12 protein-coding genes are annotated in these 13,774 nt (G+C 31.1%); all 12 read left to right on the forward strand.

Annotated elements, in window-relative coordinates:
- The first annotated feature begins 3 nt into the window (after positions 1-3).
- The 12 genes from ACH2BP_RS06000 (at position 4) to ACH2BP_RS06055 (ending at position 13,682) form a co-directional block, all read left to right on the forward strand.
- The gene (locus ACH2BP_RS06000) at positions 4-603 is read left to right on the forward strand and encodes a peroxiredoxin family protein (protein ID WP_395057982.1); all 600 of its coding nucleotides are present in this window, start codon (positions 4-6) and stop codon (positions 601-603) included.
- Positions 604-606: 3 nt separating this feature from the next.
- Positions 607-1,056: a YHS domain-containing (seleno)protein gene (locus ACH2BP_RS06005; protein ID WP_395057984.1), complete on the forward strand. Its 450-nt coding sequence runs from the start codon at positions 607-609 to the stop codon at positions 1,054-1,056.
- A gap of 2 nt (positions 1,057-1,058) precedes the next feature.
- The gene (locus tag ACH2BP_RS06010) at positions 1,059-1,439 is read left to right on the forward strand and encodes a DoxX family protein (RefSeq protein ID WP_395057986.1); all 381 of its coding nucleotides are present in this window, start codon (positions 1,059-1,061) and stop codon (positions 1,437-1,439) included.
- Between the two features lie 3 nt (positions 1,440-1,442).
- A complete protein-coding gene (locus ACH2BP_RS06015) occupies positions 1,443-1,931 on the forward strand; it encodes a DinB family protein (protein WP_395057988.1) in 489 nt (162 codons plus the stop codon).
- Positions 1,919-2,629: an NRDE family protein gene (locus ACH2BP_RS06020; RefSeq protein ID WP_395057990.1), complete on the forward strand. Its 711-nt coding sequence runs from the start codon at positions 1,919-1,921 to the stop codon at positions 2,627-2,629. The genes ACH2BP_RS06015 and ACH2BP_RS06020 overlap by 13 nt, the downstream gene beginning before the upstream one ends.
- Before the next feature lie 137 nt (positions 2,630-2,766).
- Positions 2,767-3,663, forward strand: coding sequence for a D-alanine--D-alanine ligase (locus tag ACH2BP_RS06025; protein WP_395057992.1), 897 nt, complete (start codon positions 2,767-2,769; stop codon positions 3,661-3,663).
- Positions 3,664-3,668: 5 nt separating this feature from the next.
- Positions 3,669-4,304 (forward strand): hypothetical protein, encoded by a 636-nt coding sequence (locus ACH2BP_RS06030; protein WP_395057994.1) that lies wholly within the window; start codon positions 3,669-3,671, stop codon positions 4,302-4,304.
- Positions 4,305-4,379: 75 nt separating this feature from the next.
- Positions 4,380-5,594 (forward strand): RsmB/NOP family class I SAM-dependent RNA methyltransferase, encoded by a 1,215-nt coding sequence (locus ACH2BP_RS06035; protein ID WP_395057996.1) that lies wholly within the window; start codon positions 4,380-4,382, stop codon positions 5,592-5,594.
- Positions 5,595-5,712: 118 nt separating this feature from the next.
- Positions 5,713-6,894 carry an endonuclease gene (locus ACH2BP_RS06040; RefSeq protein ID WP_395057998.1) on the forward strand — a complete coding sequence of 394 codons (1,182 nt, stop codon included), beginning with the start codon at positions 5,713-5,715 and terminating at the stop codon, positions 6,892-6,894.
- A 186-nt stretch (positions 6,895-7,080) separates the two neighbouring features.
- On the forward strand, positions 7,081-9,195 hold the full coding sequence (locus ACH2BP_RS06045; protein WP_395058000.1) for an endonuclease: 2,115 nt from the start codon (positions 7,081-7,083) through the stop codon (positions 9,193-9,195).
- 101 nt (positions 9,196-9,296) lie between these two features.
- Complete coding sequence (purL, locus tag ACH2BP_RS06050) at positions 9,297-12,965, forward strand: phosphoribosylformylglycinamidine synthase (RefSeq protein WP_395058002.1); 3,669 nt, start codon at positions 9,297-9,299, stop codon at positions 12,963-12,965.
- A gap of 288 nt (positions 12,966-13,253) precedes the next feature.
- On the forward strand, positions 13,254-13,682 hold the full coding sequence (locus ACH2BP_RS06055; protein WP_395058004.1) for a hypothetical protein: 429 nt from the start codon (positions 13,254-13,256) through the stop codon (positions 13,680-13,682).
- Positions 13,683-13,774 lie beyond the last annotated feature (92 nt).

A 13,774-nucleotide genomic window follows, 5' to 3' on the forward strand; every position in this document is an offset into this window, starting at 1 on the left:
ATTATGAAAAAGTATATTTATCTTATAGTTTCAATTTTCTGTTGTGCCGTAAATGCTCAAACTGATTTACCAAAATCGGCAACAGAAATTTCTCCGTTGCTTATTGGCGAAAAAATTCCGTCAATAAAGGTTCAAAGCATCGACGGGAAAAATATAAATTTTGAAGATCTTACAAAAACTAAAAAAACGATCCTTGCCGTCTATCGTGGTGGCTGGTGTCCTTACTGCAATTTACATTTAAGTGCTTTAGGCGAAGTCGAAGAAAAACTAATCGAAATGGGCTATCAGATTATTGCTATAAGTCCAGATTCTCCAGAATCATTGAGAGAAACTATCACAAAAGACAAACTAAGCTATACCTTATTGTCAGACAGTAAAGGAGATTTCATAAAAGCTTTAGGAATAGGTTATAGTATCCCAAATGGTTTAAAAAAGCAGTTAAAAACTGTTTTGCATGGAGTAAAAAATGACTTTCTTCCTGTTCCTTCGCTATTTATCATAAATGAAGAAAACGAAATCGAGTTCGAATACATTAGTCCAGATTACAAAACAAGAATATCTAACAAATTATTATTAGCAGTTGGAACAGCTTTAAAAAAATGAAAAATGAAAAAACAATTATTAATTATAGCTTTACTTTTTACGCTTTCTAGTTTTTCTCAAAATACAAAAAAATCAGAACCCTTTAATCTAGAAAAGAAAATAGCCATACAAGGTTATGATCCTGTAGCTTATTTTAAACAAAAAAAAGCAATAAAAGGTAAGAAAGAATTATCATTTACTCATGAAGGAGTGATATATAATTTTTCTACAAAAGAAAATAAAGAAAGCTTTGCGAAAATGCCAGCAACATATGAGCCTCAATATGGCGGATGGTGTGCTTATGCTATGGGAAGTTCTGGAGATAAGGTCGATATTGATCCTGAAACTTTCAAAATTACTGATAATAAGCTATATCTTTTTTACAACGCTTATTTTAATAACACACTGAAAAGTTGGAATAATGACGAAAAACAATTAAAAATAAAAGCCGATTTAAACTGGAAAAAATATTAATTATGAATTCAATTTTAATAAACAGAACAGCAAAAATAATTATTGCTTTTATTTTGTTACAAACATTATATTTCAAATTTACGGCAAGCCCTGAATCTGTTTATATATTCACAAAATTAGGAGCGGAACCACTTGGAAGAATTAGTTCCGGAATTATAGAATTAGTTGCATCTATATTTTTATTTGTGGATAAAACTAAATTTTATGCAGCTTTCACATCCATGTCAACCATGTTTGTTGCCATAGTTTCTCATCTATTTATAATTGGTATCGAAGTAAAAAATGATGGCGGAACTTTATTTTTTTTAGCTTGCATAACATTTATTTTAAGCTTATTTTTAGCCTTTAGATACAAAAAAGATATTAATTTTTTGATAAAATAAACTATGAATTTTATTATTGTAAAACATACACTTGAAGAATTAAAGGATTTATTAAATCAATTATCTAATGAAGATTTTACTTTACCTATTTTATATTTAGGAAATTCATCAATAGGCGAACATTCAAGACATATCATAGAAATGTTTCAGTGTTTGCTCAATTCTTACGAATCTGGTTTGTTGAATTATGATGATAGAGTAAGAAATAATTTAATTCAAACAAATACCGATTTTGCAATTCAAACTATAGACAAAATTATTAAATCTATCGAAAGAGAAAATAAAAATATAGTTCTGAATCAGATGTTTTACGAAAATTACGTGTCGATTGAAACTAATTATTTTAGAGAATTATTATACAATTTAGAACACTGTATTCACCACCAAGCACTTATAAAAGTAGCTGTTTTTCAGTTAGATAACATACAAGTAACTGATACTTTCGGAATTGCTCCATCAACTATCGAATACAAAAAACAATGTGCACAGTAAGTTTTGTAAACAGTAATGGTAAATATATCATTACTTCAAATAGAGATGAAAAAGTCACTAGAGAAAAAGCTATAGAGCCCAAAATTCATTTAGTAAATGATAAAAAAATATTTTTCCCAAAAGACCAAAAAGCGGGCGGAACTTGGTATGCTGTAGATGATAAAGCACATATTATTGTTTTGTTAAATGGTGCCAAAGAAAAACATGAACTAAAATCTAGTTACAGAAAAAGTAGAGGATTAATAGTATTAGATTTAATTAGTTCGGAATCTATAATTTTATTTTGGCAGGAAATAAATCTCGACAATATTGAACCATTTACATTGGTTGTTTTTGAAAATCAAAAATTATATCAATTACAATGGAATGAATTAAAAAAAGAAATCACAGAATTGGAAACAACAAAAAATCATATTTGGTCATCATCGACCTTATATCCGTTAGCAATTCGGGAACAAAGAAAACAATGGTTTTATGATTTTTTAGAATCTAAAAATAGTGTTTCAGAATTAAATATGTTGCATTTTCACAAAAATACCGAAGACAATAATAAAGAAAACGGATTGGTTATAAATCGTAATAACGAATTGAAAACCTTAAGTATCACACAAACTGTTATCGAGAAAAATAAGGTTTCATTAACTCATTATGATTTAATAGAAAATCAGGAATTCACCAATTCATTTATAGTAATTTAATGCGATTATTTCTTCATAAATTGACCAATTGGGAATATTGGCCTTCGAAAATCGTATATTTTCCTATCAATTTTTTATGGGCTTTTTATGCTTTAAAATCTAGGACAATTTTCTTTTTTAATACTTCAAATCCAACAATGCGAAACGGAGGATTTTTTATGGAAAGTAAAAAGGAAATTTATGATTTGATTCCTCAAAAATATTACCCAAAAACAACATTAATAAAACACAAAACTTCTTTTGAAGAAGTTTTAATTGCTAAAGAAAAATCGAATATTCCCTTTCCATTAATTGTGAAACCAGATATAGGTTTACGAGGTTCAGCAGTAAAAAAAATAAAATCTGTTGATGAATTGAATGAGTATAACAAAAATGCAAATTTTGATTATTTAGTTCAAGATTTAATTCCTTTCCCTAACGAAATTGGTGTTTTTTATGTGCGATTTCCCAACCAAGAAAAAGGAAAAATCACAGGAATAGTAGCCAAAGAATTTATGATTGTTACTGGCGACGGAAAACTGACAATCAAAGAGTTAATAAAGCAAAATCCAAGATTTGAAATGCAGTTAACTACTTTAGAAAAAGAATATAAAAATAAATTAGATGAAGTTTTAGTTAAAGATGAAAAATTAAATTTAGTTCCTTTCGGAAATCATTGTCGTGGTTCAAAATTTGTTGATGCTAGTTATTTAATTTCAGATAAATTAACTAATGTGATAAATGAAATGTGTTTGCAAATAGATGGGTTTTATTTCGGACGAATGGATTTAATGTACAATTCTATAGCAGAATTAGAAGAAGGAAAAAACTTTCAAGTAGTAGAAATAAATGGTGCTGCAAGTGAACCAACTCATATTTATGACCCTAAACATTCTATCTTTTTTGCTTGGAAAGAGTTAGCAAGACATATTACTTACATGTATAAAATTAGCGTAGAAAATAATAAAAAGGGAGTTCCTTTTCTGACACATAAGCAAGGAATGTATCAATATCGATTACATCTAGAACAAAATAATAAAATATGTAATTTTTAATAATTTTGAAACATTTAAAAAACTTTATAGTCGGATTTTTAGTCAGTTTCGTGGGTTCGATTCCGCTAGGTTATTTAAATTTTATTGGATTCGAAATTTACAACAAATCAAATCTTACTCAATTATTATATTATTTATTTGGCGTTGTAATTGTTGAAGGAATTATAATTTATAGTACTTTTTATTTTGCTAACAAACTGATTTTAAACCCTAAACTTAAAAGTTGGATTTCAATATTTTCAATTATTTTTTTAATTTTTATAACAATTTATTTTTATCCTTCACAATCGCAAAAGAATGAAAATCATAATAGTGCAGTTACTTTTTTAATGTATCCATCTTTTATTATTGGATTAATTCTGAGTTCTTTAAACTTTGCACAAATTCCATTTTGGTTTAGTTGGAATATTTTTTTGGTTAATGAAAAGTATATCTCCTCAGTAAAAAACTTAAAATATGTCTATGTCTTAGGAACATTATTTGGTACATTTTCTGGAATGTTACTATTAGTTTTAGGACTTAAAAAAATTACCAATCAAGGAATTATTTCTGATAATTTTATATCAAACAATATTTGGATTATCTTTTTCGGATTGGCCATTTTTCAATTATTTCAGTTATTAAAAAGTAGAAAACCATAATATAATGGTAAATTGACTTTATGACTTTAAACTTTAGACTATTATATTGTACCTTTGCACCTCAATTTTAGAAAAATGAGATTACATAGAAATTTAGTTTACACCACAATAGATTCATTAAACGCTATTTTCAACGAAGGAGAATATGCAGACAAAGTAGTAGCGCGAGCATTAAAAAAAGACAAGCGTTGGGGAAGTTCAGACCGTAAGTTTGTTGCCGAAACTATCTATGAAATTGTACGTTGGAAGCGTTTATATTCAGAAATTGCAGAAGTTAAAGAGCCTTTCGATAGAGACAATATTTGGAGAATGTTTGCTTCATGGGCTGTTATGCGTGGTTACCCAATTCCTGATTGGAGACAACTAGAAGGAACACCTGAACGCAAAATAAAAGGTCGTTTCGACGAACTATCTAAAAACAGAGCCATCAAAGAATCTATTCCAGATTGGATGGATGCTTTAGGAGTAAAAGAACTTGGAGAAAAAGTTTGGGCTACCGAAATTGCTGCTCAAAACCAACCTGCAAAAGTTATATTAAGAACAAATACATTAAATACAACTCGCGAAAAATTACGTGCTATTTTAATGGATTTGAATATAGACACTGATATTTTAAAAGACCAACCAGATGCTTTAGTGCTAAAAGAAAGAGCTAATGTATTTTTGACCGATGCTTTCAAACAAGGATTATTCGAAGTACAAGATGCTAATTCTCAGTTAGTAGCTGCTTTTCTTGATGTAAAACCAGGAATGAGAGTCGTAGATACTTGTGCTGGTGCTGGTGGAAAAACATTGCATTTGGCTTCCTTAATGGAAAACAAAGGGCAACTTATTGCTATGGATTTGTATGAAAGTAAATTAAAACAACTAAAACTTCGTGCAAAACGTAATGGTGCTTTTAATATCGAATATAAAATTATCGATTCTACAAAAGTTATTAAAAAACTAGCTGAAAAAGCTGATAGAGTTCTTATTGATGCACCTTGTAGCGGATTAGGAGTTCTAAAGCGTAATCCAGATGCAAAATGGAAATTACAACCAGAATTCATCGAGAATATCAAAAAAATACAAGCCGAAGTGCTAGAAAGTTACTCACGAATTGTAAAACCTGGAGGGAAACTAGTTTATGCAACTTGTTCTATCTTACCGTCTGAAAACCAAGAACAAATTGAGAAATTTTTAACAACAGAAACAGGAAAAAGCTTTACCTTTATTGAAGATAGAAAAATTCTGGCCTCAGAATCAGGGTTTGATGGTTTTTATATGGCTTTATTGGAGCGTAAAATTTAAAAGATATTTGTTGAATATTATTAAATCATAAAGTTTGATTAATAAAGTTGTTTTTTTATTTTTAATCCTAAAATTAGGCTTATGTTTGCTAGCCCAAATTTTTTAAATTTTATTTATCATGAAAAAAATCTACTTATTATTATTACTTAGTGCTAGTTTAGGATTTGCACAAATTCCTACTAATTATTATAGCTCTGCTACTGGAACTGGTTATACTCTAAAAACACAGTTAAAAAAAATTATTGATAATGTAAATGATGGATTAAATCCAGAATATCTTCATATAGATAGAGGATATGGTTCTGGTACCAGTCAAACTAACAATGGTTTATGGTCAGGTTATGGCACAACAGATAGAGATAATGGAATTGGATACGAAAATGACAATACAATTGTTGATATTTATACAGAAATACCTTCAGGTCCAGACACTCATAATTTTAATTTCAATACAACTTCAGGTGCAAATTCTGGACAATGTGGAAGTTATACCAATGAAGGTGATTGTTATAATAGAGAACATATGATCCCACAATCCTATTTTGGTAGTGCAGGAATAATGCGTAATGATATACATCATGTTTACCCAACTGATGGTAAGGTAAATTCTATACACAATGATTGGGCTTTTGGAAGAGTAAATGTGGCGTCATACACATCAAGCAATGGTTCTAAATTAGGTTCAGCATTAAACTCTGGTTATTCAGCAGGATTTTCGGGAACTGTTTTTGAACCTATAGATGAATTTAAAGGAGATGTTGCTCGTGTATATTTATATTTTGCTACAAGATATGAAGATCAAATGGCTTCTTTCTACACAACATATACTACTGTTGATGCTAGAGTAATGTTTGATGGGTCTGCAAATCAAACTTTTTCACCTACTTTTTTAAACATTCTTCTAACTTGGAATTTACAAGACCCTGTAAGTACAAAAGAAATAGTAAGAAACAATGCATCTTATGCACATCAAGGTAACAGAAATCCTTACATAGATCATCCTGAATATGTTTGCCGAGTTTGGGGTGCAGGTTGTACATTAAGTACTAATTCTTTCGAGCTTATTGCAGATATAAACGTTTATCCAAATCCATCAAACGATCAAACAGTAAATATTGAAACTGAAAATGATTTAGATGAAATTCAGTTAATAAATGTAAACGGGCAAATTATGCAACAAGTTTCTAATCCTATTAGAAATCAAAACAAATACACTTTAGAAAATTTACCTCATGGATTTTATTTCCTAAAACTAAGTTCAGATAATAAATCTATTGTTAAAAAGATTGTTATTAACTAATTAAAAGCGGCAAATTTGCCGCTTTTTTTATGGCTATTTTTATCCTAAACAATTAACTATCAATAATAAATAACTTAACAATTAATTAATATCGATTATTTACTCGTTGTTTTATTAACCAATACTTTTGCATGAGTTTTTAAATTTTAACCAAACTTAGAACACTAACTAACAAACAATAACAAAATGAAGCAAAGACTACAATTACTCACATTACTATTTTCAATTTATTCATTTGCTCAAATTCCAACCGGATATTACAGTACCGCTACTGGAACGAGTTACACACTAAAAACACAATTGTATAATAAGATTACAGGTCATACAAATAATGGATATGATGGACTTTGGACAACTTATTCAACATCAGACAGAGATAACCAGTACGAAAATGATAATTCTATAATAGATATTTATTCAGAAAAACCAACTAGTGTAGATCCATACAAATATACATACGGTACAAGCCAATGCGGAACTTATAGTACCGAAGGTAATTGTTATAATAGAGAACATATTATTCCACAATCTGTATTTAATACTGCGTCACCTATGGTCGCAGATGCTCATTTTATTCCGCCAACTGATGGAAAAGTAAATGGCATGAGAAGTAATTATCCCCACGGAACAGTTGCAACTGCTTCATGGACATCATTAAACGGAAGTAAACTAGGAACAAGTTCTGTTTCTGGTTATACTGGAACAGTTTTTGAACCTATCAACGAATTTAAAGGAGATGTGGCTAGGATGTATTTCTATTTTGCCACTCGTTATCAAAATACAGTTGCTGGATATTCTTATGCTATGTTTAATGGAACAAGTAATCAGGTTTTTAGTACTCCTTTTTTAAATATGCTTTTAGCTTGGAATTCTCAAGATCCAGTTAGTGCTAGAGAAATTGCTCGTAACAATGCTATTTATGTTCGCCAAGGAAACAGAAACCCATTTATAGATCATCCAGAATATGTAAATATGATTTGGGGAAGTGGTGTACCAACTTCCGATACACAAGCCCCAACAGTACCAACAAATTTAGTAGCTTCATCAATTACATCAACTTCACTAAACTTATCATGGACTGCATCTACTGATAATGTTGGCATTACAGGTTACGATGTTTATATGAATGGCGTTCTTAGAACTACAATTACTTCAATTTCTACTTCAATAACAGGACTTGCAGGATCAACAGCTTATTCTTTTTATGTTAAAGCAAAAGATGCTGCTGGAAATAGTTCTGCTAATAGCACAACTATAAATGCAACAACCTTAGCACCGGCAGACACTCAAGCTCCAACAAGTCCAACAGGCTTAACTGCATCAGGAATAACAACTACATCAATAAATTTAAATTGGACTGCTTCGACAGATAATGTTGCAGTTTCTGGTTATGATATATATATGAATGGAAGTTTGAGAACATCAGTTACTTCTACAAATACCTCAATAACTGGATTAACAGCTGCTACAACTTATTCTTTTTATGTTAAAGCCAAGGACGCTGCTACCAATGTTTCGGCATCAAGTGTAACAATAAATTCAACAACAAATTCATCAGCTCCAAGTGTTACTAATTTGTATTTTTCTGAATACCTCGAAGGTTTTTCTAACAATAAAGCTTTAGAAATAACAAATGTAACAGGAGTTTCTGTAAATCTTTCTACTTATAGTATAAAAAAACAAACTAATGGGGCAGGTTCTTGGAGTACAGGAATAATACTTTCGGGAACAATTGCAAATAACGCAAAATATGTAATTGTAAATAGTTTAATTTCATCAACTTGTTATTCTACAACAACAGCAAATTTATCAACAACTTCAACAGATATGACTTTCAATGGAAATGATGCTATTGGATTATTTAAAAATGGAGTTCTTATAGATGTTATTGGAGATTTCAATGGAGGCACAGCAAACTTTTCGGCAGATGAAACTTTAAGAAGAAAAGCAACTGCTACTGTTCCAAAAGCTACTTTTAATAAAACAACCGATTGGGATGTTTTTGCAACAGATACTTGCACAGGATTGGGAAATAAGTCAGGGAATACAGATGAAATAAAAGCAACAATAAATTCCAATTTTAATATTTATCCAAATCCATCAAACGGAAATTTTAATATTTATTTTGATAATTCAAACGAAAGCTACTGTGTAGAAATCTATTCATTAATTGGTGAAAAAGTATTCGATAAAAAAAATACTAATGCAATAGAATCGGTTTCTAATCTTCAAAAAGGAATTTATTTAATTAAAGTAAGTAATGGCAACGAATCGATAACTAAAAAAATTATAATCAACTAAAAATAAAGAAGCGACAGAAATGTCGCTTTTTTTTATGCTATAATTTAATTGAAAATCATTAAATTTGCACTTTCAAACAACAACACACAAACACAAACACAATGATTTATTTCTTCGGAAACCAAACCAACACGGTTTTTGCAGTTCAGTCGCAAAACGAGATTTCAACTCAAGATATTTCAAAACTAAACTGGCTTTTTGGCGACTCAAATAAAATAGAAAAATCCGTGCTTACGGATTTTTTTGTTGGCCCTCGTGCCGCAATGATTACGCCTTGGAGTACAAATGCAGTTGAAATTACCCAAAACATGGGGATTTCAGGAATTATTAGAATTGAAGAATTTGAAAAAATTTCAGCCGATTTTACTGACTTCGACCCAATGCTGTCACAAAAGTACACGGAATTAAATCAAGAAATATATACCATTAATATTCAGCCTGAACCTATTTTGGATATTGATGATATTGCAACTTACAACAAACAAGAAGGTTTGGCTTTAAGTCAAGAAGAAGTAGATTATTTAGATCATTTGGCGATAAAATTAGGTAGAAAACTAACTGATTCGGAAGTTTTTGCTTTCTCTCAAGCCAATTCAGAACACTGTCGTCACAAAATTTTCAACGGAACTTTTGTTATTGATGGAGAAGAAATGCCTACTTCATTATTCAAATTAATCAAAAAAACATCAGCTGAAAATCCTAATGATATTGTTTCAGCTTATAAAGATAATGTTGCCTTTGTAAAAGGACCTCGTGTGCAACAATTTGCTCCAAAAAGTGCAGACAAACCTGATTTTTATGAAATTAAAGAATTTGATTCTGTTATATCTGTAAAAGCAGAAACGCACAACTTCCCTACTACAGTTGAACCTTTTAATGGAGCTGCAACAGGATCAGGAGGAGAAATACGTGACCGTTTGGCTGGAGGACAAGGTTCCTTACCATTGGCTGGAACTGCTGTTTACATGACATCTTATTCCAGATTAGAAGCTACTCAGGAAAAACCTTGGGAAAATGCAATGAACGAAAGGCCATGGTTGTACCAAACACCAATGGATATTTTAATAAAAGCGTCAAATGGGGCTTCCGATTTTGGTAACAAATTTGGACAACCGCTAATTACAGGTTCAATTTTGACATTTGAACACGAAGAAGAAGCTCGCAAACTAGGTTTCGACAAAGTAATCATGCAAGCAGGCGGAATTGGTTACGGAAAACTAGACCAAGCCATTAAGAAAAAACCACAAGAAGGTGACAAAATCGTTATTCTTGGCGGAGAAAACTATAGAATCGGAATGGGTGGCGCAGCAGTTTCATCGGCAGATACTGGTGCTTTTAGTACTGGAATTGAATTAAACGCGATTCAACGTTCTAACCCAGAAATGCAAAAACGTGCTGCCAATGCCATTCGTGGATTGGTAGAAAGCGATAACAACCCAATTGTTTCTATTCACGATCACGGAGCAGGAGGACATTTAAACTGTTTGTCAGAATTAGTTGAAGAAACAGGCGGTTTAATCGATTTAGACAAATTACCTATTGGCGATCCTACATTATCGGCAAAAGAAATTATAGGTAACGAATCTCAAGAAAGAATGGGATTGGTTATTGGTAAAAAAGACATTGATATTTTGCAAAGAATTGCCGACAGAGAGCGTGCGCCAATGTACCAAGTGGGTGATGTTACAGCCGACCATCGTTTTACATTCCAATCTAAATCGACAGGTGCAAAACCTATGGATTATGCTTTGGAAGATTTCTTCGGAAGTTCACCAAAGGTGGTTATGACCGATAAAACTATCGATCGAAAATATTCAGAATTAGAATATTCTAAAGATAAAATTGCAACTTATTTAGAACAAGTATTACAATTAGAAGCTGTAGCTTGTAAAGATTGGTTAACCAATAAAGTAGACCGTTGCGTTGGTGGAAAAGTCGCCAAACAACAATGTGCAGGGCCATTACAATTACCATTAAATAATTGTGGTGTCATGGCATTAGATTATCAAGGAAAAGAAGGTATTGCTACTTCTATAGGACATTCACCAATAGCTTCATTAATTGATCCCGTTGCTGGAACAAGAACAGCTATTGCAGAATCTTTATCTAATATTGTTTGGGCTCCAATTAAAGACGGTTTAAATGGAATTTCTCTTTCAGCCAACTGGATGTGGGCTTGTAAAAACGAAGGCGAAGATGCACGCTTATATGCCGCTGTAAAAAGTTGTTCAGATTTTGCAATCGAATTAGGAATCAATATTCCAACAGGAAAAGATTCTCTTTCGATGAAGCAAAAATATCCAAATGATGAAGTGATTGCACCGGGAACGGTTATTATTTCTGCAGCCGGAAACTGTACAAATATTACTAAAGTCGTAGAACCTGTTTTACAACATAATGGCGGAAATATTTACTATCTAAATTTATCGCAAGATTCTTTCAAATTAGGTGGAAGTTCATTTGCACAAGTTTTAAACAAAATTGGAACTGAAGTTTCTACTATTAAAGACGCTATTTTCTTCAAAAAAGCGTTCAACATTTTGCAAGATTTAATTAAAGAACGTAAAATTCAAGCGGGACACGATATTGGAAGCGGTGGATTAATTACCTCTTTATTAGAAATGTGTTTTGCAGATGTTAATTTGAGTGCAAAAATCGATTTGTCTTCTTTAGGTGAAAACGATACTGTAAAAACTTTATTTAACGAAAATATTGCAGTTATTTTTCAAGCTGATGGTTCTGTCGAAGCTGTTTTTGCTCAAAATAATATCGAAATTTTCAATATTGGTACTGTCGTTGAAGGAAATACAATTTCGATTACAAATTTTGATGATAATTTCAATTTTGATGTAGCTCAATTAAGAAATACTTGGTACAAAACGTCATTCCTATTAGATTCAAAACAATCAAAAAACGGAACAGCTTTAGCGCGTTACAACAATTACAAAAACCAACCGCTTACTTACACTTTTCCTACTCATTTTGACGGAAAAACACCATCAATAGATAACTTAAAACCACGTCCGAAAGCAGCTATTATTCGCGAAAAAGGAAGTAACTCCGAACGTGAAATGGCAAATGCTATGTTCTTAGCAGGTTTTGATGTAAAAGATGTGCACATGACCGATTTAATTTCAGGTCGTGAAACTTTAGAAGACATTCAGTTTATTGGAGCTGTAGGTGGATTCTCGAATTCTGATGTATTGGGATCGGCAAAAGGTTGGGCTGGAGCATTTTTATATAATGAAAAAGCAAATACCGCTTTGAAAAATTTCTTCAAAAGAGAAGACACACTTTCTGTTGGAATTTGTAATGGATGTCAATTGTTTATGGAATTAGAACTCGTTAATCCTGAACACAAAGTACATGGAAAAATGCTCCACAATGAAAGTCAAAAACATGAGAGTATTTTTACATCAGTAACAGTTCAAAAAAATAACTCTGTGATGCTTTCTTCTCTAGAAGGTGCAACTCTTGGTGTTTGGGTTTCTCATGGAGAAGGAAAGTTTAATTTACCAGAAGCAGAAGAAAATTATAATATCGTAGGAAAATATGGTTACGATAGCTATCCGGCAAATCCTAATGGTTCCGATTATAATACTGCCATGATGTGTGACACAACTGGTCGTCATTTAGTGATGATGCCACATATTGAGCGCTCTACTTTTCCTTGGAATTGGGCTAATTATCCAACTCACAAAAAAGATGATGTTTCGCCTTGGCATGAAGCATTTGTGAATGCAAAAAAATGGGTTGAGAAAAATAAATAATATATTTTTTAATTAGTCCAAGTTTCATCCCAAAAATTGTAAAGATTTAGGTATATGGGTTTGATTTTTTAATTAAAATCGAACCCTTTTTTCGTTGCTCTATGTTTGAATACTCTCAATTATTTATTATCAAATAGAAAAAAATATAAAGAATATTCCTTAAAAATATTTTCTAAATTAATTAGATCCTTTCTAATAATTAATTTTACAATTATTTTAAATAATTCTATAACATTACCGCAAAGCTTTACTGATAACTTTGAATATATAAATTTTAAAGAATTAATCATGAAAAATCGAAGTATATTACTAGCATTAGCGTTAAGTATCGGATTGTTTACAGTTTCTTGTAATAATGATGATGAGCCCGGAAATGGAGGAGAAACCATTGTTCCTTTAACTGGAAAATGGGAATTTAGTAAAGTAGGTACTACTGCTAGTGGAACGGAAACATTGACTGATGCACCACAAAATCAGAGCGGATGTAACAAGGATTTTATGGAACTTAAATCTGACAATACAGTAATAGAAGGTGATTATGATTCAACAATTGCTCCTTGTTCTTTTACTACTGATGAGGGAATTTATTCCAGATCACATAATAATTTAACAAGAGTTGTTGATGGAGTAACTACTGTTCAAGACATTGTTAATCTTACGATTCATGAACTAAAGCTAAAAGAGGCAAATGGTAATATTGAAATCTATACTAGATAATTCAATTTATTTTACCATTGAAATTCTGATTCTTTAAAGATGAAGCATAAAAAGCGGAAATAACTATTAGGTTATTTCTGCTTTTTTATTTC

Origin of the sequence: Flavobacterium sp. (genome assembly GCF_043756175.1) — a bacterium.
Lineage (GTDB): Bacteria > Bacteroidota > Bacteroidia > Flavobacteriales > Flavobacteriaceae > Flavobacterium.